General features: G+C 38.1%; 16 protein-coding genes and 4 pseudogenes. 16 read left to right on the top strand and 4 right to left on the bottom strand.

What is annotated here, in order from left to right; translation table 11 throughout:
- The first annotated feature begins 2 nt into the window (after positions 1–2).
- Positions 3–1880, top strand: a complete 1878-nt coding sequence (locus tag IPL24_01335) for an Nramp family divalent metal transporter (GenBank protein MBK8362353.1) — start codon at positions 3–5, stop codon at positions 1878–1880.
- 36 nt (positions 1881–1916) lie between these two features.
- Positions 1917–2366, top strand: coding sequence for an SsrA-binding protein SmpB (gene smpB, locus IPL24_01330; protein ID MBK8362352.1), 450 nt, complete (start codon positions 1917–1919; stop codon positions 2364–2366).
- A 172-nt stretch (positions 2367–2538) separates the two neighbouring features.
- On the opposite strand, the gene IPL24_01325 is transcribed toward smpB, so the two are convergent.
- A complete protein-coding gene (locus IPL24_01325) occupies positions 2539–3243 on the bottom strand; it encodes a hypothetical protein (protein MBK8362351.1) in 705 nt (234 codons plus the stop codon).
- Positions 3244–3677: 434 nt separating this feature from the next.
- Here IPL24_01325 and IPL24_01320 point away from each other — a divergent pair, with 434 nt between their 5' ends.
- Together IPL24_01320 and IPL24_01315 are read left to right on the top strand one after the other, a co-directional pair.
- Positions 3678–6878, top strand: a complete 3201-nt coding sequence (locus tag IPL24_01320) for a SusC/RagA family TonB-linked outer membrane protein (protein ID MBK8362350.1) — start codon at positions 3678–3680, stop codon at positions 6876–6878.
- A gap of 23 nt (positions 6879–6901) precedes the next feature.
- Positions 6902–8440 (top strand): SusD/RagB family nutrient-binding outer membrane lipoprotein, encoded by a 1539-nt coding sequence (locus tag IPL24_01315; protein MBK8362349.1) that lies wholly within the window; start codon positions 6902–6904, stop codon positions 8438–8440.
- A gap of 273 nt (positions 8441–8713) precedes the next feature.
- Here IPL24_01315 and IPL24_01310 read toward each other — a convergent pair whose 3' ends face one another.
- A complete protein-coding gene (locus IPL24_01310) occupies positions 8714–9379 on the bottom strand; it encodes a protein-L-isoaspartate(D-aspartate) O-methyltransferase (GenBank protein MBK8362348.1) in 666 nt (221 codons plus the stop codon).
- 152 nt (positions 9380–9531) lie between these two features.
- On the opposite strand from IPL24_01310, the gene IPL24_01305 reads away from it, so the two are divergent.
- The 4 genes and pseudogenes from IPL24_01305 (at position 9532) to IPL24_01290 (ending at position 13717) form a co-directional block, all read left to right on the top strand.
- Positions 9532–10518 carry a Gfo/Idh/MocA family oxidoreductase gene (locus IPL24_01305; GenBank protein ID MBK8362347.1) on the top strand — a complete coding sequence of 329 codons (987 nt, stop codon included), beginning with the start codon at positions 9532–9534 and terminating at the stop codon, positions 10516–10518.
- 7 nt (positions 10519–10525) lie between these two features.
- Entirely contained in the window at positions 10526–11395 is an 870-nt protein-coding gene (locus tag IPL24_01300) for a hypothetical protein (protein MBK8362346.1), read from the top strand.
- The gene (locus tag IPL24_01295) at positions 11395–12807 is read left to right on the top strand and encodes a sugar transferase (GenBank protein MBK8362345.1); all 1413 of its coding nucleotides are present in this window, start codon (positions 11395–11397) and stop codon (positions 12805–12807) included. The genes IPL24_01300 and IPL24_01295 overlap by 1 nt, the downstream gene beginning before the upstream one ends.
- Positions 12808–12829: 22 nt before the next feature.
- Positions 12830–13717, top strand: a pseudogene (locus IPL24_01290) (3-hydroxybutyryl-CoA dehydrogenase).
- A 143-nt stretch (positions 13718–13860) separates the two neighbouring features.
- On the opposite strand, the gene IPL24_01285 reads toward IPL24_01290, so the two are convergent.
- Entirely contained in the window at positions 13861–14889 is a 1029-nt protein-coding gene (locus IPL24_01285; protein MBK8362344.1) for a LysM peptidoglycan-binding domain-containing protein, read from the bottom strand.
- Between the two features lie 183 nt (positions 14890–15072).
- Positions 15073–16529: pseudogene (locus IPL24_01280) on the bottom strand (sodium:solute symporter).
- Positions 16530–16719: 190 nt separating this feature from the next.
- Here IPL24_01280 and recR point away from each other — a divergent pair.
- The 8 genes and pseudogenes from recR to IPL24_01240 all read left to right on the top strand — a co-directional run bounded on the left by recR (position 16720) and on the right by IPL24_01240 (position 25500).
- Positions 16720–17328, top strand: a complete 609-nt coding sequence (gene recR / locus IPL24_01275; GenBank protein MBK8362343.1) for a recombination protein RecR — start codon at positions 16720–16722, stop codon at positions 17326–17328.
- Between the two features lie 59 nt (positions 17329–17387).
- Positions 17388–18189, top strand: a pseudogene (locus tag IPL24_01270) (glycosyltransferase family 2 protein).
- A gap of 134 nt (positions 18190–18323) precedes the next feature.
- A complete protein-coding gene (locus tag IPL24_01265) occupies positions 18324–19367 on the top strand; it encodes a hypothetical protein (GenBank protein ID MBK8362342.1) in 1044 nt (347 codons plus the stop codon).
- Between the two features lie 77 nt (positions 19368–19444).
- Positions 19445–20770, top strand: a complete 1326-nt coding sequence (locus IPL24_01260; protein MBK8362341.1) for a 2-oxo acid dehydrogenase subunit E2 — start codon at positions 19445–19447, stop codon at positions 20768–20770.
- 30 nt (positions 20771–20800) lie between these two features.
- Positions 20801–22399, top strand: coding sequence for a PD40 domain-containing protein (locus tag IPL24_01255; GenBank protein MBK8362340.1), 1599 nt, complete (start codon positions 20801–20803; stop codon positions 22397–22399).
- Positions 22400–22404: 5 nt separating this feature from the next.
- Positions 22405–23172 (top strand): 3'-5' exonuclease, encoded by a 768-nt coding sequence (locus tag IPL24_01250; GenBank protein ID MBK8362339.1) that lies wholly within the window; start codon positions 22405–22407, stop codon positions 23170–23172.
- Between the two features lie 3 nt (positions 23173–23175).
- Positions 23176–23786: pseudogene (locus tag IPL24_01245) on the top strand (fumarylacetoacetate hydrolase family protein).
- 364 nt (positions 23787–24150) lie between these two features.
- Positions 24151–25500 carry a T9SS type A sorting domain-containing protein gene (locus IPL24_01240; protein MBK8362338.1) on the top strand — a complete coding sequence of 450 codons (1350 nt, stop codon included), beginning with the start codon at positions 24151–24153 and terminating at the stop codon, positions 25498–25500.
- The last annotated feature ends 94 nt before the right edge of the window (positions 25501–25594 follow it).

Here is a 25594-nt window from a genome sequence, read left to right as displayed (position 1 = left end):
TAATGGCGTTCAATGATAATTCACTTTCAGAAGTTCATGAAAGTATAGATACTACTCAAAAGACAGGACGGTTCAGGAAATTATTTGCCTTCCTGGGACCTGCATATCTTGTAAGTGTCGGCTATATGGATCCGGGAAACTGGGCAACAGATATTGCAGGTGGAAGTAAATTCGGATATGCATTGATCTGGGTTTTACTTATGTCGAATCTGATGGCAATTCTTTTACAAAGTCTGAGTGCACGACTTGGAATTGTCAGAGGCCGTGATCTTGCACAGGCGTCAAGAGAAACGTATTCGCGTCCGGTAAATCTTGCCTTGTATTTTCTGGCAGAGATTGCAATTGCATCTTGTGATCTGGCAGAGGTGCTTGGAATGGCGATCGGACTTCAACTGCTTTTCGACATTCCGTTGATGTGGGGCGTGTTGATCACAGTACTTGACACCTTCCTCCTTTTGTTTCTGATCAACTATGGGATCAGAAGAATGGAAGCTTTTATTCTTGGATTAGTATCAATTATTGGGATGGCATTTTTAGCAGAAATGATTTTAGCAAAACCATCACTTGCAGAAATAAGTACAGGTTTTATTCCATCGTTACCGGATAGTACAGCTCTGTACATAGCAATTGGAATCATTGGAGCAACAGTGATGCCTCACAATTTGTACCTGCATTCTTCTTTGGTTCAAACAAGAAAGTTTAAACGAACTCCGGTTGAGATCAGGAAGGCAATTAAGTATAACATCTTTGATTCTGTAATTGCATTGAATCTGGCTTTCTTTGTCAATGCAACTATTCTGATCTTAGCTGCATCCGCTTTTTTCAAGAATGGTATGTATGAAGTTTCAGAAATTCAGGATGCGCACAATTTTCTTGCGCCATTGCTGGGGTCTGATCTGGCACCTAAACTCTTTGCGATTGCTTTGATTGCCGCCGGACAGAGTTCAACGATTACAGGAACATTAGCAGGTCAGATCGTAATGGAAGGATATCTGAAATTGAGAATTGCTCCATGGATCCGTCGGTTACTAACGCGTTCTCTGGCGATCATTCCGGCATTGATTGCAATTTATTATTTTGGAGAAGCTGCAACAGGGAAATTGTTGATTCTTTCTCAGGTAATTTTAAGTATGCAATTAGGTTTTGCAGTGATACCATTGATCCATTTCGTAAGTGACAAAACGAAGATGAAAGAATTTGTTATTCCGATGTATGTTAGAGTTCTTTCCTGGTTAGTTGCGGGAATTATTGTGAGCTTGAATGTAAAACTGGTATTCGAACAGATCTCAGACTGGCTGGCAACTTCTGAGAATCCGATGCTGATTACGTTTTTAGTAATTCCATTGGTAATGGCTGCAGCTATGCTTTTACTTTATATAACATTCAGGCCACTATTTAAAGTGAAAGAGAAAGATGAGATCATTCCGGTTCATGCACCGATTCGTTCAATCAAGCCGGAAAAAATTCAGCCCTACCAACGCATTGCTATTGCGGTAGACTTTTCAAGCAGTGATCATTTGAACATAAGTAATGCTTTAGCTCAAGGTGGAAAAGATGCTGATTATGTGTTAATTCACGTAATAGAGTCAGCCGGAGCTTTATTCATGAAAAATGAAATACGGGATTATGAATTTATGACCGATGTAAAGAATCTGAATCGGTATTCAGATGAGTTGAATGCAGATGGCTATAAAACGACGATCAAACTTGGCTATGGAAATCCAAAAAAGGCAATTCCTGCTTTGGTAAAAGAATTCAATTCAGATCTGTTGGTGATGGGAGCGCATGGGCACAAAGGTTTTAAAGATTTTATCTTCGGAACAACTGTCGATGCTGTTCGTCACAAGATCGGAATACCGCTATTGATTGTCAGAAATTAGAAGAACCCGAATCAATTTGTACTTTTACGGGCGCATATGACCAGGGAGCAGATCAATATTAAGAATAAAAAAGCAGCATTCGAATATAGTTTTATACTTTCGTTTACAGCAGGTATCATGCTGACAGGCACAGAAGTAAAAGCTATTCGTGAAGGTAAAGCTACACTGAGTGATTCATTTTGCATTTTAGCAAACGGCGATCTTTGGGTTAAGAATATGCATATCTCCGAGTACAAGCAAGGATCATATAATAATCACGAGCCAAAGCGATTACGCAAGCTTCTGCTGAACAAAACAGAGTTGGTGAAGATTCAGTCTAAGTTAAAAGAAAAAGGGGTTACGATCATTCCTATACAGTTATTCTTCAATGAGCGCGGACTTGCTAAATTAGAGATTGCATTAGCGAGAGGAAAGAAGACTTTTGATAAGCGGGAAGACATTAAGAAGAAGGATCAGCAGAGGGAGATCGCGCGTGTCAGCCGCTGACTTTAACGAATAGTGAATAACGAGTAACTAATAACGAATAACGAATAATGGCGTTTCAGAAAGCTAATACTTTCCGTAACGCCATTATTCGTTATTCACTATCCATTTATTAGTTAAAAAAAAAGCGGGTCGGTACATGTACCAACCCGCTTTTTAAATTATTGAGTATGGACTAGAATACAAATCCTAAACGAAGACCTGCATTGTAGTTGTGACCAATTCCTGATTCACTTCCACCACGTGTGATTGAAGTAGTAGTTGTTGTTGGAACCCCCGGTTGAGCAACAACAGTTGTTGATGTTCTTTCACCATCACTAGTTGTTGAAAAACCTAAACCGCCTTCTATTCCAAGATAAATATGATCAACAAAATAGTAATCAGCACCTGCAAGGATACCAATACCGAAAGTTGTTGAAGAAGGACCATCCACAGTTGTAGTTACACCTTGAGCATAACCGTACTGAAGTGTAAATGGATCTTGAGCAACGTTTGTTTCATCTGCACTGTTAGAGCTAGTAGAGAATGAAATCGCAGCACCCACGTAAGGAGAAAGACGAGTTGTTCCAGCGAAATGCTTTTCAATTCCTACTCCGATTTTGAAAGTAGAGCTACTTCTGTCTAAAGTTCCGATCTCAGCAGTATCTGTTGAATTTTCAGCATAGTCACTTGAAGTGCTGCTTGTTGTAATTCCAAGATTCAGGCGAAGAGCCATGTCGTCGGCTAAGAAATAACGTGCTTTAAAATCAGGAGAAAAAATTCCGATAGGAGCTACTCCTGTTTGAAAATTCAACTGTACTTCACCGGTAACATCTCCGGCAACTGGTTTTTGAGCATAAGTTACACCGGCAAGGCAAACTAGTGCTGCAGAAATAATCATTTTTTCATTTTTCTGTGTTTTTTTGGTTTAATTGGTAAATATTGAGGGCAAATTTAAGCGGGGATTGTAACACTAGTCAAGTATTCAGATTAGTTTTGAACTAGCGCATGTTCATTAGGCTTGTAGTCAGTAGTATAAAATTCCACTTTAAACTAATTTAACAAATCCATTCTTACATCCTGTTAATCTCATTTGTCGGTTAAATGTTTCAAATATTGTAAATTCCTTACAGTTTTTATTGAAAAAACTCAAATCAACCGATAATTGTCACTTTTAAAGCACAAATTTCATTAACATTAATGAAATGAATAAATTTAATATCAGAACATTATAAAATTGTTAATAAAGAATTTAGGTTAAATTTTGTTAATCTAATTAGTAATTCTTTAAATTAGACAAAATTTAAGGAATTCGTTTAACCAAATCTAACCTCTATGAGAAAAGCACTTACGCTATTCGCGCTAATGCTTGCATTCTTTAGTCTGCAAGTGCATGCGCAAGAAAGACAAATCACCGGAAAGGTTATCTCCTCGCAAGATAATCTAGGTATACCCGGTGTGACTGTTCTGGTCGTCGGGACAACCGTCGGAACCACAACTGATATTGATGGGAATTTCAAAGTTGGTGTACCCGCCGATGCGAAGCAAATTCAAATCTCCGGAATTGGCTTTATGACAAAAACATTTGATCTTACTGCATCGGATGTTGTGAACGTTACACTTGAACCAAACATTCAACAATTGAATCAAGTGGTAGTAACTGCCCTTGGAGTTACCAGAGAGCAGAAGTCATTAGGTTATGCTACACAGCAAGTAAAAGGTGATGACATTTCCGTTGCAAAAGAAGGAAACTTCATCAATTCACTTCAAGGTCGTGTTGCCGGTGTAACAATTTCAGGATCTTCCAATATTGGTGGTTCCTCAAGAATTCTACTTCGTGGAGTTCGTTCGATCTCTTATGAGAATCAACCACTTTTCGTTGTTGATGGAGTTCCTGTAAACAATGGAAATTTTACAACACTTGATCAGGCTCGTGGTGCATTAGGTTACGATTATGGTAATGCTGCTCAGGATATCAATCCTGACGACATTGAAACCATTAACGTACTTAAAGGTGCTTCTGCAACTGCACTTTATGGCTCTCAGGGAGCCAATGGTGTGGTAATTATCACAACTAAAAAAGGAAGTACACGTGTCGCTGGCGGAAAAAATCCAATCGGAGTATCTCTATCTTCAGGTATCACTTTCAGTAAAGTAGCCGTATTACCTGAATATCAGGATCTTTATGGTGGTGGTGCAAGTCCTGACTTTATCGTTAGTGATCTTGATCCGACTCAACTTCGTTCGAATTTTGAATATGATGGAAGCTGGGGCCCGAAATTAGAAGGCCAGTTAGTACGTCAGTGGGATAGCTACTATCCAAGTATGCCGAACTATGGAAAACTTACACCTTGGGTAGCTCATCCGGATAACATCAAAGACTTCTTCGAAACAGGTGTTACAACAAACAATAACGTTTCAGTTGATGGTGGTAATGAACTTACAAAATATCGTTTGTCTTATACAAACTTTAATCAAACAGGAACAGTTCCTAATTCAAAGATCAACAGAAATATTTTCAGCTTTAACGGGTCTAACAAATTCACTCCAAAGATCTCAAGTACCTTGAGTGTAAATTATGTTGGAGCAAATGGCAAAGGTCGTCCGCAAACAGGTTACAATAACCTTACTTCAAATTTCACACAATGGTGGGAACGTCAGTTAGACATGGAACAATTGAAAGACTACACTAATCCGGATGGAAGTCAGCGTACATGGAATATGAATTCTGAAACTGATCTTACTCCACTCTACTGGGATAATCCATATTGGGTAGCTTATGAAAATTATGAAACAGATCAGCGTAACCGTGTTTATGGTGCTGCTGCATTAAATTACGAGTTCACTCCAAAATTATCATTATCAGGAGCAATCAAAACTGACTATTACAATGATAACCGTCAGGAGCGTATTGCTAAAGGTGGTGTAAATACATCAGAATATCTGGAACAAAACATTTTCTTCAATGAAAACAACTATGAAATGAAGTTGAATTATAAAACAGAGCTTAGTTCTTCACTTAACCTGACAGCTTTCGTTGGTGCAAACAGACAGGACAGAAAATCTGAAAATAATTATATTGAAACACAAGGCGGTCTAAATGTTCCTGAATATTATAATTTAACTAATTCAGTTGGAAATCTACTTTCAACTCCACTTAAATCAAGACTTCGCAGAAATTCACTTTATGCAAGTGCTTCATTTGCTTACAAATCATTCTTATATCTTGATTTAACAGGAAGAAATGACTGGAGTTCAACGTTACCAGCAGATAATAACTCTTACTTCTATCCTTCTGCAACTGCAAGTTTCCTTTATTCTGAATTCATCAAAGCAAAATGGTTAAGTCTGGGTAAACTAAGATTAGGATGGGCAAATACTGCTATCGATCCGGTTCCATATGCATCAACCGCAACACGTCCTGTGGTTTCCAGTAACTTTGCAGGTTTTGCTACTGCAATTGTTCCAAATATTGCAAATAATTCCGAATTACAACCTGAAAAAACAAGTTCAATTGAAATCGGAACACAGTTAATCTTCTTAGAAGGAAGAATCAATTTAGACTTCACATATTATAACACGACTTCTAAAGATGTAATCTTCGCAGTACAGCAATCTCTTTCTACAGGATACACTTCTAAATTCTATAATGCAGCTGAGATCAGCAACAAAGGTATAGAGTTACAGATCGATGGTCAGGTGATCAAAACTAAATCAGGTTTTGTTTGGGGCGTTGGAGTTAACTACGCTAAAAACACAAACATGGTTGAAAAATTATTCACTGATGAGAACGGTAATGAAACACAAAGTCTACGTATTCAAAACGCTCCTTTCTCCGCAACATTCGAAGCTCGTCCGGGTATGGCATTTGGTCAGATCGTAGGTTATGATTATGCTTATGATGCAAACGGAAATCACATCATTGATGGTGGTGCTTATGCAAGAACTGCAAAAGTTCAACCGCTTGGATCAGTGCTTCCAAACTTTACAGGTGGTGTAAGTACATGGTTTGAATACAAAGGCTTCCGTTTATTTGGATTGATCGATTTCCAGGATGGTGGAAAGCTATTCTCAATGACAAACATGTGGGGTAAATACTCAGGTACTTTGAAAGAAACAGCAGAGGGTGGAATTCGTGAAAACGGACTGATCCTTGAAGGTGTAGAACAAACAGGAGTAGATGATCTAGGAAATCCTATATCAAATGGAACACCAAACACAACTTCTATCGCAGCTATTGACCACTTCTTCCTTGATGGTGGATATGTGATCACTGCAGCTGATGTTTATGATGCTTCATTCATCAAGTTCCGTGAACTCTCATTGACTTATGCACTTCCAAAAAAATTATTCCTGAAATCATCTATCCAGGGAGTTTCAGTTTCTTTAGTTGGAAGAAATCTGGCTATCCTTCACAAAAATGTTCCGAACATCGATCCTGAATCAGCTGTTTCTACAAGCAACGTTCAAGGTCTGGAAGGTGCTCAGCTTCCTACAGAAAGAACTTATGGAGTAACATTAAACGTTAGATTCTAATCAAGAACTTTAAAAACAGAAAAATGAAAAAAATCATATATAAAAGATCAGCAGTTCTTCTGACGGGCCTTGCTTTAGTGCTAAGTTCGTGTGAAAAGAATTTTGACACATACAATGATGATCCGAATAATCCGCGTGAAGTTCCTAATAGCTATTTATTAGTTGGAGCACAAAGAGGGATCATGGACAATTCAGTTGATGTATGGTGGGGTGCCAACATGGGCAACCAGCTTGCACAATATTGGTCATCGAATCAATACTCTTCTGAAAGCCGTTACCAGTTCCGTACAGCAATTACAAATGCATATTGGGGACTGTTTTATTCCGGTGGCTTAAATGATCCGGGAGACGGATTATTAGTTGGCGGATTGAATGAATTGAATACAATCATTCAGAAATGTCAATCAGATCCGGCAGGAAGTTCTGTCTCCGGATTTCCAGCAAATCAAATTGCTGCTGCGACAATTCTTCGTGTCTGGATTATTCAGAACATGACAGATGCCTGGGGTGACATTCCTTATTCTCAAGCATTGAAACCTGATGAATTCCGCGCACCTAAATATGATTCTCAGTCTGAAATTTATTCAGGACTAATGTCTGAGATCAATGAGGCAATTGCATTGATCAACACAGGTGAAGCCGGACCGGTAAACGATCTTATCTATGGTGGTGATATGGATCTTTGGAGAAAGTTTGGAAATTCAGTAAAGATGCGTGTAGCCCTACGCATGGCAGATGTACCAAGTGTTGCAGCCACTGCTAGAACTGAGTTTGAAGCAGCAGCAGCAAATGGTGCATTTACTTCAAATGCAGATAATGCATTATTCCCTTATGGTGAAGGAACAGACGCCAACCCAATCTACGGTAATAGGTATATCGATAATCGTAATGATTATGCAGGTAGCAATGTTTTGATTGACATTTTGCTTGCACAGAACGATCCGCGTCTTCCTACATGGTTTCTACCTGCTACCGCAACAGGAAATTATGTTGGTGAAGTTTATGGTCTGAGCGAAGGAAATGCTGCAGCAACTCCTAACTCACAAGTTTCACAAAGATCAGACCTTACACTTTCAGCCGATCTCCCGGGAATTTATCTTGATTATGCTCAAGTAGAGTTTATGCTTGCTGAAGCTGCATCAAGAAATTGGGCAGTACCGGGCGGAGATGCGAGGTCGCATTATGATGCAGGTGTTTCTGCTAGTATTGAATTCTGGACTACACTTAATGGTACTCCGGCAACCCCTACAGAAATTAGTACCTACCTTGCTCAACCATCTGTGGATTTTGCAACAGCGGATTCTACATGGGAGAGAGTAATCGGTAAACAAAAATGGATGGCTCTTTTCAATCAGGGAACACAAGGTTGGACAGAATGGAGAAGACTTGATTTCGGTATTCTTCAAATGCCTGCTGATGGTGTTCTTGATGGTTCAGGAATTCCACTACGTATCAAGTATCCGCTTGATGAACAAACATTGAATAGTGGAAACTATAATGCTGCCATTTCAAATCAGGGCCCTGATCTACAGGAAACTCGTTTGTGGTGGGATGTTGATTAATTAATAATTAATAATGAAAAAAGGCAGTCCGGAGAAAATTTACCAGACTGCCTTTTTTCGTTTTCATTATTCGTTTTTGTTATTCGTTAAAAATAAAATACGGAATTTTTTTAACACGGAGAAAATTGAGGGAAAAAGGGAGAAAAAGGAGATGACTCTTTTTTCTCCTTTATTTCTTTTATGTTCTCCATGTTTAAAAATTCAACACAGGATATACTCAGCCAAAAAAAAGTCCCGCTGAAGCAGGACCTTATTATTCATTATAATTATTAATTAATGTTTCCCCCATTCTTTATTTTCGAGCATCGGAACAAATTTAAAATTCTTCAGTTCCTTTTTTTCGATATCGGTTTCGGAAATTTTTGTGATGAGATTCATGACCTGTACTTCTCCCGCTCCAACAGGAATGACCATGATCCCTCCTACTTTTAATTGTTTGATCAATTCTTCAGGTATAAAAGGTGCTCCGCATGTGATCAGAATTTTGTCGAATGGTGCGTATCCGGGTAAGCCTTTATAACCATCACCATAAAATAATTTTGGAGAATAGCCCATTGCAGGTAACAGCTCTTTGGTTCTGTCAAAAAGTTCTTTTTGTCGTTCAATTGAAAATACCTTAGCACCTAGTTCTACCAAAACGCTGGTCTGATATCCGCTTCCGGTCCCAATCTCCAGAACTTTATCACCTTTCTTAATATTTAACAAAGCCGTTTGATAAGCAACAGTGTATGGCTGAGAAATGGTTTGTCCGGCCCCGATCTGAAAAGCATGATCAGAATAAGCCTGATTTAAAAATGCCTGTTCAAGAAAAAAATGACGGGGAACGCGCATCATAGCATTCAGAACATCCTCATTTTCAATGCCTTTTGACTTAATTAGGTCAATAAGTTTTTTCCGCATCCCTTGATGCTTGAAATTGTCTTCCGGTAAACGAATCATATTCTACAAAGTAACATTAACGATTGCTTCTATTTTCATTAAATTTATGGAAATATTAACAAAGTCATGTATCAAAACCTTTGAAGTAAGTTGGTTTAAGGCAGTAATATTTGTTAATTTCGCGACACTTTATAAAAACTGAAACCTCGAAGATGTTGAAAATTGGAGTGATCGGAGCCGGACATTTAGGAAAGATCCATATGCGACTCTTAAAGGAGATTCCACAAGCAGAGCTTGTTGGCTTTTATGACTCAAATATTGAGTACGGCCGGGCTTACAGCCTGGAATCAGGAATTCCATTTATCGAGAGTTATGACGAGTTAATAGAGTTGTCTGATGCAATTGACATTGTTACACCTACTGTAGCTCATTTTGAATGCGCATCTAAAGCACTTAGAGCTTCCAGGCATGTGTTTATAGAGAAACCTATTACGCACACTGTAAACGAAGGAAAGAAACTGGTTTCACTTGTGACTGAAGCCGGAGTAAAAGCACAGGTAGGTCATGTTGAACGATTCAATCCGGCCTTTCTGGCTGCTAAAGATTATCTGAATCAACCATTGTTCATCGAGACTCACAGACTGGCGGAATTCAATCCACGGGGAACTGATGTGTCAGTTGTACATGATCTGATGATCCATGACATTGACATTATTCTGAGTGCAGTTAAATCACCGATAAAAAAGATCAATGCCAGTGGCGTTGCAGTTGTAAGTGATACCGCAGACATTGCCAATGCAAGAATAGAATTCGACAATGGTTGTGTTGCAAATTTAACAGCAAGCAGGATCTCTTTAAAGAATATGAGAAAGAGCAGATTCTTTCAGCGGGATGCGTATATATCAGTAGATTTTCTCAAAAGAAAAACCGAAGTTGTTCGTTTGAAGAATCTGGTTGGAGAACCAGGACCATTAGATATTACAATCGATCTGGGAAATAATAAAGGTTCAAAGATCATCTACTTTGATCAACCAAAAGTTGAAGAGTCAAATGCAATTAAAATGGAACTGGAACAATTTATCGATGCTATTCAGACAGACAGTACAACCGCCGTTACAATAGATGAAGGTTACCAGGCACTTGTTGTTGCACATCAGATAATGGATAAGATCAATTCTTCATTGAATGTTTTAGCATAATAAGTATATGAAAGTTAACTCAACTATTTTTTCCTCACTGCTAGCCACACTTTTCATTTCAGTGGTATTATTTTCTTCTTGTTCTATTATTGAGCCTGCCGGTCCATCACCTACTTATCTTCAAATTGACAGTTTCAGGGTAACTTCTGATTTTGCTGTTTCAGGAAGTAACTCAAACAAGATCACTGATGCCTGGGTAATAGTTGACGGAGTTTATCTTGGAACTTTTCCGATACCATGTAAAATTCCAATTGCCGATGGTGGACAGCACAGTATTACAATCCGCGCAGGGATTATTGAGAACGGTATTTCAAGTCTGAGAACTTCGTATGTAAAATATGATTCTTTCGACACCACCATGACTATGAATGTCGGAGAAACCTATAACGTATTACCTAAAATATTTTACAATTCTTTCAACACATATCCCAATAAGGAAGATTTTGAAGATGCAAGTCTTGACCTTGTAAGTACAACTACAGGCAATACCCCATTAACAATTATTACTGCACCGGATCCAAATGTTTTCGAAGGAAATTCGGGGATGGTAACTCTGGCAGATTCAAATACGATCTTTGAAGTTGCTTCTGTTATACCTTTCACTCTACCATTAAATTCACTGACCTATATAGAACTGAATTACAAATCTGATGTCGATTTTACTATCGGGACTTTCATAACAACATTTACAATTGTTAAACAAGACCTGTTAAATATCAGAGCATCCGGTGATTGGAAAAAAATCTATATAAATGTAAACGATCTTGGTGGTGTAACCAATGAAGGAACTTCATATAAATTCTATATACACGCTGAAAAACCTTCAGCATTGGTTTCAGCGAATTTATATTTCGATAATTTCAAAGTAGTTTATTAATGAATAAACGATTACAAACCTTTAAATTTATTTTTGCTGACTGGCTTTCTGCCTGTCTTGCATGGGGTTTGTTTTTTCTTTACCGTAAAACTGTAATTGAAGGTCAACCCTACTCTCAGGATATTTTTTTAAAGGATCAAAAATTCTATTATGGAATTCTGATCATACCAATTGCATGGACGATCACATATGCATTGATTGGAAGTTATCAGAACATTTACAGAAAAAGTCGTTTGAAAGAACTGGGACAAACTCTTTTTCTATCGATATTAGGAGTACTTATCATTTTCTTTTTCTTACTTCTTGATGATGCAGTAATTTCCTACAAATCATATTATCATACCTTTTTCACTCTCTTTACATTGCATTTTCTGATCACTGCTCTATTCAGATTTTTATTATCTACAAAGATCAACAGAGATATTTATAATAAGAAGATAGGCTTTAACACGATTATGATCGGCAGTAATACTAAAGCTTTAAATCTCCTGCAACAGATGGAAAAAGAATTCAGAGCTGCGGGAAATAAATTTGTAGGCTTTGTACATGTTGCAGGAAATAACGATCATTTACTGGAGCAAAGAATGTCAAATCTCGGCGGAATAAAAAATCTGAAAGAGATCATTACCAAATATAAAATCGAAGAAGCAGTAATTGCACTTGAATCTTCTCAACACGAAAGCATCGGGAACATCATCAATGAACTTGAGGATACTCCTGTAATTGTAAAGATCATTCCTGACATGTACGATATATTGTCAGGTTCAGTGAAGATGAATTCCATCTTCGGAGCTCCTTTAATTGAGATCTCGCCGAATCTAATGCCTGTCTGGCAACAATCTATCAAACGTATAATTGATATTACGATCTCAGTAATAGTAATGATCTTCTTTTCTCCATTATACATTTTTACTGGAATTGGAGTTTTATTATCATCACCCGGAGGATTGTTCTACAGTCACGAACGGATCGGTCTGCATGGAAAACCATTCAAGATCTATAAGTTTCGTTCAATGTATTCGAATGCAGAAAACAGCGGACCACAATTGTCAAGCTCTACTGACAGCCGTATTACAAAATTCGGCCGGTGGATGCGTAAAATTCGCCTGGATGAAATTCCTCAGTTTTACAATGTATTGAAAGGTGACATGTCCATCGTCGGTCCTCGTCCTGAACGTCAGTTTTTCATAGACAAGATCATGGAACAGGCACCACACTATCGCCATTTACATAAAGTTCGTCCGGGAATTACTTCCTGGGGTCAGGTAAAATTTGGATACGCAGAGAATGTTGATCAAATGATTGAGCGGTTGAAATACGATCTTATTTATATTGAGAACATGTCTTTAGCTGTCGATTTCAAGATCATGATCTATACAGCGATGATCATTATCAAACACAAAGGAAAATAATTCTTTAATTTAAAAACTAACTATGAAAGTTGCAGTTATCGGAGCAGGAACAATGGGGAATGGAATTTCACATGTATTTGCTCAATATGGATTCAAAGTAAATATGATCGATGTTTCTGCTGATGCTTTGAAACGTGCAACTGATACCATTGGTAAAAATCTTGACCGGATGGTTACTAAAGGAAAATTAACTGCAGAACAAAAGGATTCTACTATTGCTAATCTTTCAACTTTTACTTCAATGGAAGAAGGTGTAAAAGGTTGCGGACTGGTTGTTGAAGCAGCTACAGAAAATATAGATCTGAAATGTAAAATTTTCAGAGACCTTGATGCTTTCTGTGATTCAAATACAATCTTATCCACAAATACTTCATCCATTTCAATTACAAAAATTGCGGCTCAGACAAAACGACCTGATAAAATTATCGGAATGCATTTCATGAATCCGGTTCCGGTCATGAAATTAGTGGAAGTAATTCGCGGGTATGCAACAAGTGATGAAGTAACAAAAACAGTTTTCGATCTTTCACGTAAACTTGAAAAGATTCCTGTTGAAGTAAACGATTACCCCGGATTTGTTGCAAACCGGATCTTAATGCCAATGATCAATGAAGCGATCTATTCACTATATGAAGGAGTTGCAGGAGTTGAAGAGATTTATACATTTATGCGATTTGGAATGGCGCATCCAAGGGGGCCTTTATAGCGTGCCGACTTGATTGGACTTGACGTTTGTTTATCCATCATGCGTGCATTGCACGATGGTTTTGGAAATCCGAAATATGCTCCTTGCCCACTTTTAGTAAATATGGTTATGGCAGGAAATCTGGGAGTGAAAAGTAAGACTGGATTTTATGAATATACTGAAGGAAGTAAAGAGGTTGTTGTTGCTTCGAAATTCAGAAAATAATAATAAAGTCAAGATGCAGAATACTGCATCTTGACTTTATATAAAATATTACATCTGTCTGATTAAATTATTTTTCATTTGATGCCTGAAACGGCGATCAATCTTTTTGTTGGCCAGAAACAAAAGGCCACCCGCCCCCCCGATTATGGACACCTGCACCTTTCAAATGAGCGCGCGGGCGTAAAGAAGATGGGGGCGATATCTGAACAAGATTTAAAGGTTAATAGAAAGAACCAAACGAACAGAACGATCCCAAAAGTGCGAAACGGATCAATGACACCTAGTTTTTCAGCGCCGGATTTTGACACTTTGATTATTAGTCCTTCGTTATCACCTGTATCAGGGAGTAAACCAACAACTTTTACATAGATAGAACGTGAGTTCATTCTGTTGGTGATCTTTATGATTGTTCCCGGAGGAGCAGTACGATGCAAAGCATAGTATTTATTTTTGCCTGAAGTCTCGTCTTCGATCCATGAAGCAACTCCGGTTTCATTTACTTCCTGACGACCATTGGCAAATACAATTTTCTTGTCATCAATTCCATGTTCGGCTTTCCCTTTGATTTCTTTTGGTTCCGGTTCAGCTTTTTCTACAGAAACACTTGTTACTTTTTCCGTTTCAATTTTCTCAGGCTTGGGTAATTTTTCAATTGGTTGAATGGTCTCTTCATGGATCTTAACCTCATCTGATTTTGCAGTCACTGTTTCTTTTCCTGAATTGCTTTCAGAAATAACAAGTATCTGGCCTTTTTTTATAGAGGTAGATTTTAGCTTGTTCAGTTTTTTTATCTGGTCAACGGAGACATTATACTTTTTTGCAATAGCAAAAAGTGTTTCTGAAGACTTTACTTTATGACTGATTTTTTTATCGGTGGACTTAGATGGCGAAACCGTTTCATCGATCTTATTTTTTTCGAAATAAGGATCATTTGATTTCAGCTTAGATGGTATAAAAAGTTTTTCACCAACCTTCAGCTTGTCAGTTTTTTTATTGGCTAGTTTTAATTCAGCATATGTTACTTTGAATTTTCTGGCAATTGAATACCAGCCATCCCCTGCTGCAATTTTGTAAACAAATACTGTTTTACCATCAATCGATTGTTTAGGTAAATTCTCTGTCTGTGCAAAAACAAGATTTAACGCAAAGAAGAGAACAAATAATACCTTCATTTTTTTCATTCTGTAAATCTATGGATTTGACCTGCCGACAATCCTAAAAATCGTGCCGTAGTGTGAACATTGTTTTCAACAAAAATTTGCTTGAATTTGAACTTTTGGATACTAGATTATTTCCCGCAGAATTGCGCAGAATACGCAGAATATCCGCAGAAACTTCGAAATTCTTTAAGCTCTCTAAGCACTGATTACGCTTTTCTTCGAAATCATCCACAGCCCACCATACGTAATCAAGCCATTTACAATAAGCAATTCAAAACCGAATTTATAATTGCTGAACCATTGAACAGAATTTTCATTTAGGACATAACAAATTGCAGGAGATAGTAAACAGATCACCGGAACAAATTTGTCGCGTATCTCGCGTTTTGCAAGGATTCCATAGGCAAAAAGTCCAAGAAGCGGTCCATAGGTGTAACTGGCTACAGTAAACAATTTGCTGATTACCGCATCATCGTTGATGGCCCTGAAAATTATTATGACTAAGAGCAACAAAGCTGCAAATGAGAAATGGACGATGTAACGAATCTTCTTCTTGTGCTCTTCAGTCCACGCTGATTTTTAAAGTTCAGGAAGTCGATACAGAAAGATGATGTGAGAGCCGTCAGTGCACCATCGGCACTTGGATAAGCTGCTGATATCAGTCCGATGATAAATACTATTCCGACTAATCCGCCAAGATGATTCAGTGCTATGATCGGAAACAGGTCGTCAGACTTTTCCGGAAGTGGAATTCCTTTTGCTGTAGAATATAAAAACAGCAATGCTCCAAGACACAAGAACAACAGATTAATGAAGACCAAAACGAAACTGAAGGAAAAAATGTTTTTCTGCGAATCTCCGAGCGTTCTTACACTAATATTTTTTTGCATCATTTCCTGATCAAGTCCGGTCATGGCCACAGCAATGAACATTCCACCAAAAAACTGTTTGAGAAAATAGGATTTAGAATGCCAGTCCATATTGAACATTTTGTCATAGCCTTTCGCATGAATTGCACTAAAGAGATCGAAGATCCCCATATCAAGTTCGTTCGAGATATAGAATACAGAGATCACAATAGCCAGTAACATGAAAGTAGTCTGTAGTGTATCCGTTAGCACGATCGTCTTGACACCGCCTTCATAAGTATAAAGCAGGATCAGAAGAATAAAAGCTAGAACAGTTACCCAGAAAGGAACTCCCCATGCATCAAATATGAACAACTGAAGTACGTTTACAACGATGTATAATCTAAAGGCAGCACCGATAGTTCTTGATACGATAAAGAAAAATGCTCCGGTTTTATAGCTCCAGAATCCAAATCTCCGCTCCAGGTAAGTATAAATTGAAGTGAGATTCATTTTGTAATAAAGCGGCAAAAGAACCAAAGCTATGATGGCATACCCGAAGAAATATCCGAATACCAATACCATATAGGAAAAGCTTGTTGTTCCAACCAGTCCAGGTACAGACATAAAAGTTACTCCGGAAAGCGAAGCCCCGATCATTCCATAAGCCACCAGATACCATTTCGATGATTTGTTACCGATAAAGTAGGATTCATTGTCTGCATTCCGGCTCGACTTCCATACGACGTAAAAAAGTAAAGCTGAATACGCTATGACACAACTTAAGATTAGTGCTGGAGACATTGTTCGTTTATTAGTACTGTATGAAGAGCAATTTGACAAGACTTAGTGCAGTTCAGACATCTTTGCCAATAATTTATCAGCACTTCATATTACTTGCCAATAAGCCCCGAAGTAAGTAATTTAGCGAGCGAATGGGCAGGTCGTTCATTCAAAATTATCAACAATACATTGAGTACTTTTTTCATCAAGAATATTAGAAGAAACGGTTTCCGAATTGAGTCGGCTTCCCGGAATCGGTAAGCGAACGGCACTCCGGTTGGTGTTGCATTTGTTAAAAGCATCAAAGGAAGACTCTGAGCGTCTAGGGGAAGCACTTGTCAGGTTGCATCACGAAGTAAAATACTGTTCAATTTGTCACAATATCTCTGAAAAAGAGGTTTGTGAAGTATGTTCGGATCCAAAAAGGGACAAACAATATCTGTGTATTGTAGAAGATATCCGCGATGTTATTGCAATTGAAAATACCCAGCAGTACAAAGGTCATTATCATATTTTAGGCGGGATCATCTCACCGATGGATGGAATCGGTCCAAATGATCTGAATATTCCAACACTTCTTGAACGAATAAAAAACAATTCGATCACAGAGATCATTATAGCATTACCTGCTACAATGGAGGGTGATACTACATCCTTTTTCATATTCAAGAAGATCAATCAGATCGATCGTCCGGAATTGAAATTCTCGACAATTGCCAGAGGGATCTCTGTAGGCGGTGACCTGGAATTTGCTGACGAGGTTACATTGGGACGGTCAATCCTTCAAAGAGTTCCTTATGAAAACTCGTTGATGAAATAAATCAATTAGCCGGATTTAATTCAATTGTTTTTTTATGTTTGAACCTTCAAAAACCACTTGTGAAGTTATCAGTTATCATAGTTAATTATAACGTTAAGTACTTTCTTGAGCAATGCCTGCATTCTGCTCTGAAGTCTGCGCAGAAAGTGGAAACTGAGATCTGGGTAGTTGACAATAATTCTGTTGACGGCAGTGTGGAAATGGTTGAGAAAAAATTTCCTTCCGTAAAGCTAATTGCCAATAAAGATAACCGCGGTTTTTCAAAAGCAAATAATCAGGCAATCCGTGAATCAAAGGGTGAATATGTTCTTCTGTTAAATCCTGATACAGTTGTCGAAGAAGATACTTTTGAAAAGATCGTCACCTTCATGGATGAACATCCTGATGCCGGTGGTTTGGGTGTAAAAATGATCGATGGCAGTGGCAAGTTTCTGCCGGAGTCAAAGCGCGGATTACCGACTTATGATGTTGCATTCTATAAAATTTTCGGTTTATCTAAATTATTTCCAAAGTCAAAAACTTTCGGTCGCTACCATCTGGGATTTCTTGATGAGAATGAAACTCATCCCGTAGAAATTCTTGCAGGTGCATTTATGTTGATGCGAAAAAGTGTTCTTGATTAGATTGGATTACTCGACGAAGATTTTTTCCATGTATGGTGAAGACATCGATCTTTCATACAGAATAATTAAAGCCGGTTATAAAAATTACTATTTCCCGAAAACAAGAATCATTCATTACAAAGGAGAAAGCACAAAAAGAAGCAGCGTCAATTATGTTTTTGTATTCTATAATGCAATGATCATTTTTGACAAAAAACATTTCTCAAAATCGAATGCTTCACTGTTTTCCTTTTCATAAAAATTGCAATCTATCTCAGAGCCGGAGCGGCAATCGTTTCGCGCTTTATCGATAATTTCTTTCTGCCGATCTGTGATCTTTCATTAGTTATTATTGGAATTTTTCTTCTGAAAAATTATTGGGGAACAAATTTTATGATCCGGTATCCTGATGAATTCATGCGCTTTGCAGTTCCTGCATATGGTGTGATCTGGATCACTTCTATCTTCTTTAGCGGAGGTTATGATCAGCCGATCAAACTTAGCCGCATTGTTCGTGGTATTTTCATCGGAACACTTCTGATCCTTGTTATTTATGCCTTGCTTCCGGAAACCTATCGATTCTCAAGAGCACTTATTCTTCTTGGTGCTGTATGGGCTACATTGAGTATTGTTGCATTCAGATTCCTGATGAATGTGATCCGTCGTCGGGACTTTAATCTGACAGGCGATTACAGAAAGCGACTGATCATTGTCGGATTGGAAGAAGAAAGTCACAGGGTTTTGACGCTACTGAAATTATCAGACACCTCCCATAATTTTATTGGCTTCGTTCAGCCTGAAGCCAAAAGTATGTCAGCAACAACAGCAAGTGAATACGAAAAATATTTCCTTGGGAACTTTAACCGTTTAGCAGAGATAACTGAAGTCTTTAAAGTTGATGAAATTATTTTTTGCGGAAAAGATATTTCTTCGCAGCAGATCATTGATGTGATGTCGCAGGTAAAGCGACCTGAACTTGAATTTAAGATAGCGCCACCTGAAAGTTTATTTATTATCGGAAGCAATTCAGTAGAAGATCCGGGTGAACTTTATGTGATCGACATAAACAACATCAACAAGAGTGTGAACAAAAGAAATAAACGTTTCATAGATCTTTTATTGAGTGTCGGATTTTTTATTTTATCGCCTGTGATGGTTTTGTTACAGAAAAATCCCGCAGGATTTATGGCAAATATTTTCAGAGTCCTCAGTGGAAAAATTTCCTGGGTTGGATATTCAAAACAGGAACGATCCGACAATATGTTGCCGAGAATCAGACCCGGAATTTTGAACCCTATTGATGCATTGAACAACATCCCTAAAGAACAACTTACGACGAATCGTCTAAACTCTTTATATGCAAAAGATTACAGAGTTTACACAGACTTGCAGATCATCCGGAAAGGGTGGAGAAATTTAGGGAGAAAAGCAGTCTGATGAGGCTGATATTTTCTAAATTTGTACAGTCCGGTCGATGGACAACTAGTTAACAAAATCAAATACGAACAAACTCCATGGTCCAACTGATCATGCCCAAAATGGGCGAAAGTGTTGCTGAGGCAACAATTTTAAAATGGTTAAAAAAAGAAGGTGATCCGATTGAAGCTGATGAGCCGATCTTAGAGATTGCAACAGATAAAGTTGATTCGGAAGTTCCATCTCCTACAGCCGGAATTATGGGCAAACGATTATTTGAAGAAGGCCAGGTTGTAAAAGTTGGTGAAGTGATCGCAGAAATTTCTGAGGTTGGCGGACAAGTTTCAGCAGCACCTGCACAAACAGCAGCACCGGTTGCGATACCACAAGCCGTTAAAGTTGAAAATACTGCTTCATCAAATGGCAGTTCACATAATACTACTGAAGTCACGATTGAAAAAAATTCTGCAAGCGGAAGATTTTATTCTCCTTTGGTAAGAAATATTGCAAAGCAGGAAGGTGTTCCGATGAATGAACTGGAGAACATCAAAGGCAGTGGAGCAAATAACAGACTTACAAAGCAAGATCTTCTTCAGCATATTACAAATCGTGGGTCACAACCTGCAATATCAACACCGTCTACTTCGCAGCCTTCAATTCAGGCTCCTGCGAAAGATAAACCGGCCTACTCTGCTCCCGCAGTTTCCGTTTCAGGAAATGTTGAGATCATTGAAATGGATCGCATGCGCAAGCTGATCGCTGATCACATGGTCATGTCGAAACAAACTTCACCGCATGTTACTTCTTACGTTGAAGCCGATGTAACGAATATGGTGAAGTGGAGAGACAAAGTGAAAAATACTTTCGAGAAGCGCGAGAATGAAAAGATCACCTTTACTCCACTCTTCATTGAAGCAGTTGCCAAAGCGATCCGAGATTTCCCAATGGTCAATGTTTCAGTTGATGGAACAAAGATCATCGTAAAAAAATACATAAATATCGGAATGGCTACTGCATTGCCTTCAGGAAATCTTATCGTTCCTGTAATTAAAAATGCAGATCATCTGAATCTGATTGGCATTACAAAAAGCGTAAATGATCTAGCCAATCGAGCAAGAACCAATAAACTTAAGCCTGATGAAATTCAGGACGGAACATTTACTATTACCAATGTTGGTTCATTTGGAAATGTAATGGGCACACCGATCATCAATCAACCGCAGGTTGCAATACTTGCTGTTGGCGCTATCCGAAAAAAGCCTGCTGTTATTGAAACTCCGGAAGGTGATTCGATCGGAATTCGTCACATGATGTTCCTTTCACTTTCATATGATCATCGTGTTGTTGATGGTTCACTTGGCGGTAGTTTTATTCGTCGCATCGCTGATTATCTGGAGCAATTTGATATCAACCGAACAATTTAATTCAATTTTAATTTAGAATTCTCTCCCACTATGAATACAACCGGTATCAGAGCATTGCTGGTAATAGTTTGTTTTGCTTTTTTTCCTGCTATTGGAAAATGTCAGAAAGCAAAAGCACATGTCCTGACAATGGATGAAGCAAAACTGGTAAAGAAAGATGCAGCAACGATGTTTGCAACCGGCGATTATTCCGGTGCCCTTTTATCATACAAAGATCTTGTAAAAGCTGATCCAAAGAATGTAGATTACAATTACAAACTTGGTTATTGTTATCTGGAAACTTCAGCAAATAAAAAAGCTGCTCTCCCCTACCTTGAGTATGCATGTAGCTCTCCATCAGCAAAAAAAGAATGGTCTTATCAACTGGGATTAGCTTATATGTACAATGAGAAATTTGATGAAGCAATAAAAGCATTCACAGACTTTAGAGATTCCAAACAGAAATTATCGAAAGAATTTACTCCTGCCGAACGTTTAATTGAAATGTGCGGCAATGGTAAATTGCATGTCGCTTCTCCCGTGAATGTAACTTTTACAAATCTGGGCAAGACGGTCAACACTATTTACGAAGAATACAATCCGTTCATTTCAGCAGATGGAAAACAGCTAGTTTTCACTTCACGAAGAAAAGGGAACGTTGGTGGATTTATTGCTGACCTTGGAATCTATACGGCAGATATTTATTCGTCGTTCTGGAGAGATACCATCTGGACAAAAGCAAAAGGTGCCGGCGGAATGGTGAATACAGAATGGGATGAAGAAGCAGTCGGACTTTCAGCAACAGGAGACCTTGTGTTTATTTATTTTGACAATGCTGAATTTTACGGTGATGTTGGAGCTTCCATGTTAAAAGGTAAAATGTGGCAACGTCCTGCAATGATGCCGACGAATCTGAATTCAAAATCACTTGAAGGTGGAGTTACACTATCTCTTGATGGAACAACCATGATCTTTTCTTCAGATGTAAAAGGTAGTTTGGGTGAAACAGATCTTTATATGATCAAGAAAGAAAAGAACGGTGAATGGTCGACTGCAGTGAATCTTGGCAGTACGATCAATACAAAATATGCTGAGGACTATCCATATCTGACGATCGATGGAAAGTCGCTTTACTTTGCTTCCAAAGGCTGGAGCAGTATGGGTGGATTTGATATTTTCCGTTCCGACTGGAATGAAAGTACAAGTAGCTGGGGCGAAGCAAAAAATATCGGATATCCGTTGAACGACATGGATGATAACACTTTTATTTCCTTCACGGGCGATGGCAAGACTGCGTATATGTCAACTGTAAGACCCGAAGGTTTAGGTGACAAGGATATTTACAAAGTAGAATTCGCTGATGAATCAAATCATCCGTTCACCTATTTTTTATCGGGTGTTGTGACATCCAGTACAGGTGGAAAAACAGAGATCACAAAAGTAACAGTTGAAAATAAAGAAACAGGTAAAACTATTTTATTTGCCCCTACTTCTGCTTTTACTGATTTTATATTACCGGTAATGCCCGGAAAATATACTTTACATGTTGAAGGATATAACTTTGAACCATACAATGAAGAGTTGACCATTGAAGCAGATTCTCCAACCAAAGAGATCGTACACAATGTGTCTGTTAAAACCACTAAATAGAAATTATGGAATTAAATTTAAAACGTCCGATCGTTTTTCTTGATCTGGAAACTACAGGAACGAACGTTGGGGCAGACAGAATTGTTGAAATTGCTTTATTGAAAATTTTTCCTAATGGTACAAAAGATTCAAGATGTTATAAAGTAAATCCGACAATTCCAATTCCACTGGAGACATCAAAGATCCATGGAATCTATGATGCAGATGTTAAGGACGCTCCTACTTTCAAAGATTTGTCTGCTGAACTGAATACGTTTTTGGGCGGTTGTGATCTAGCTGGATATAATTCAAACAAGTTTGATGTACCTTTACTGATAGAAGAATTCACTCGTTGTAATATCGATTTTGACATCCTTACCAGAAAGCTGATCGATGTACAGAATATCTTTCACAAGATGGAACAACGGACGCTTGCAGCAGCTTATAAGTTCTATTGCGATAAAGATCTGGTGAATGCGCATTCTGCAGAAGCAGATACTCTAGCAACCTATGAAGTGATGCTTTCTCAACTGGATAAATACGAATCATTGAAGAACGATGTCGATTTTCTGGCAACATTCAGTGCTATTACAAAAAATGTCGATCTAGCAGGAAGAATTGTCTTCAACGATAAAAACGAAGAGTGTTTTAATTTCGGTAAATACAAAGGCAGATTGGTTGTTGATGTTTTCAAATCAGATACGTCGTATTACGACTGGATGATGAAAGGCGATTTTCCAACGAATACAAAAAATGTGATCACAGCATTACGTTTAAAAATGTTCAACAAATAACAGATGAAAATAATCTGCATAGGAAGGAATTATGTTGAACATGCAAAGGAACTGAACAATGCAGTTCCGGGCGAACCTGTTTTTTTTCTGAAACCGGATACAGCAATTCTTCCCCGCGACAGAGCATTTTATCTCCCGGATTTTTCAAAAGACATTCACCACGAAATTGAATTAGTGCTGAAGATCTCCAAAGAAGGAAAAAGATTGCAGAAGAATTTGCACACCGGTATTTCGATCAGATCACTGTCGGAATCGATTTCACTGCGCGAGATATCCAGCAAAAGCAAAAAGAAAAAGGCTTACCCTGGGAACCTGCAAAAGCCTTTGACCACTCTGCTCCTTGCGGCGACTTCATAGAACTTTCAAAACTGAAAGATAAAGACAACATTCAATTTCATTTAGATATTAACGGCAAAACTGTTCAGACCGGAAACAGCAATCTGATGCTTTTCAATTTTGCGAAGGTGATCAGTTATGTTTCGCAGTTTATTACTTTGCGTAAAGGAGACTTGATCTATACTGGGACGCCGAGTGGTGTTGGGCAGGTGAAGGTGGATGATTTATTGGAGTGTTATCTTGAGGGACAGAAGTTGCTTGAGGTGAAGGTTCTTTGATTTAGGTCAAAGGTATTCCCGTCCGATAAAAGAAATAAATTGTATTACCTAATTCTAAAAATGAAGCTTTAAAGCTTAATAACCAAAAAGGTCCTTTCAGGATGACAAGTCAGTTTATATATGGTGTCTACCAGGGTCATCCTGGAAGGACCTATACGGTTTCTACGCGAGAAAGTAAAAAGTTAACAATTTCTCATCAGGTAAAATTTCCCTATCTTTCGTTATGAAATTATTTTTTTCTATAATCTTCATTTTCTCTTTTTCTCTCACAAATGCACAAAATCGCAATTCTATTTGGTGTTTTGGTGATAGTGCGGGAATAGATTTTAGGAATCCTTCCGCCCCTATCCCATTTAATAGTGGAATGGACGGTAGAGGGAGTTGTGCTTCAATTTCTGATTCTTCCGGGAACCTTTTGTTTTATACAGAAACATATGTCAGTCTGGCAAAGACAATAGTATGGAATAGTATGCATGACACAATGTATAACGGTGCTGATTCAATAATAGGTGATGGTCTTTACAACGAACTGCAGATTATTCCTTTTCCCGGAAACAATCATTTGTTTTATCTTTTTCATACAGGTGCACATACTTACTTTGATGGAATTTACTATTCATTAATTGACATGGGATTGGATCAGGGTCGAGGCGCCGTCGTCTTAAAATCTGTTACAATTAATAATAATAGAATTGCAGATTGTATACAAGTAGTGAAGCATGCAAATGGAAGAGATTGGTGGATTATATCTAAACTATCTAGTTCTCCTTTCACCTCATATAACAGATTCATCGTTTACTTAATTTCTCCAAGTGGAATTTCGCAGGAAATAAATTATGACTTTAATGATGCAAAGGATATAGATTTTCAAAAAATCATTATTAATCCAGAAGGGTCAAAAATTATGTCACTTAGATTAAATGGTTTCATGTGTGAGTATGATTTTGACAGATGTTCCGGAGTTATAAATAATCCTCAAGTTATTTATCCTGAAATCACAACCCCTTCTTTAAATAGATTATTTTGGGAAGGTAGTTACAGCCCTGATGGAAATTTATTTTATGTGTCAACAAGCAGGTGGACAGGAGTTGATCAATCATACCTAATTCAGTATGATCTTTCAGTAAATCCTGTATCTGCAAGTGCCGATACCCTTGATAGCAGTCTTGCGCCTGTTGGTCCCGGTGCGATAAGACTTGCACCTGATGGGAAAATATATTACTCTCGTGCCTATGAGAGTCCTGGGCATAATAGTTTTCCATATGCTGACACAATGTACAATTACATCAACATGAATTTAAGTGTAATTAATAATCCCGATCAACCCGGTGCAGCATGCGACTTTCAACCATTCAGTTTTTATCTCGGAGGGAAAAGAACATATTATGGTTTACCGAGTAATCCGGATTATCAATTAGGTCCGGTTATTGGCAGTGCTTGCGACTCGCTTTTAAATTCTGTTGATGAAAGAATCGCCGAAGAGATACACATTGAAGTTTTTCCAAATCCATTCCTCAAAACTATAACCTTTCAATCCATAAGTCAAATCGATGGAATGTTGAAAGTTTACAATAAACTAGGAAATATTGTTTTCTCAAAACAGGTTTCAGGAAATCAAAGTCTCGATTTGGCTTTTCTTCCATCGGGGAATTATGTGATAGAAAATATTGGTTCTGAAAATGTTTTCAGGAAGAGGATTGTGAAGTTGGATTGAAGGCTGCGGCAATTGTCAGAACCGGGATTTTGGGATTTATGGATTATTGGATTGCTGACCGGGAATGGTGACCGATATTTTTGACCGGGATTTT

This window comes from Bacteroidota bacterium, assembly GCA_016711505.1.
Classification (GTDB): Bacteria; Bacteroidota; Bacteroidia; order AKYH767-A; family 2013-40CM-41-45; genus JADKIH01.
Note: the sequence above shows the minus strand (reverse complement) of the source record. Positions and strands in the feature narration are given on the sequence as shown.